The organism is Mesorhizobium sp. M1A.T.Ca.IN.004.03.1.1 (assembly GCF_003997555.1).
Lineage (GTDB): Bacteria > Pseudomonadota > Alphaproteobacteria > Rhizobiales > Rhizobiaceae > Mesorhizobium.
Genome location: NZ_RZTV01001259.1, coordinates 1 through 228, shown reverse-complemented (window position 1 = coordinate 228; position 228 = coordinate 1). Strand labels below are relative to the sequence as shown.

General features: G+C 63.6%; 1 pseudogene. It reads right to left on the bottom strand.

Features of this window, described 5'->3' with window-relative positions:
• Positions 1-121 precede the first annotated feature (121 nt).
• Positions 122-228, bottom strand: a pseudogene (locus tag EOD29_RS37790) (quinol oxidase); the annotation flags it as partial.

Sequence of the window (228 nt, the reverse complement as noted above, 5' to 3'; positions counted from 1 at the left end):
GCTGATGGCCGGCCAGGCGGTCTTGTAGCGGTTACGGGCGTGTCAGTGGGAGCGATTCCATAACTCGGCGAAGCCGCGGCATGCACTCCGGCATGTCGCGCAGAACGGCGCGGCGAATTCGCTACATCATCGCCCTCAGCCAGGGATGGATGGCTTGTTCCCGCCATCTCAGCAATGTGTCGATCGATATCGATCCCGCGCCCGACGCTGCCAGGACGAACATGCCCC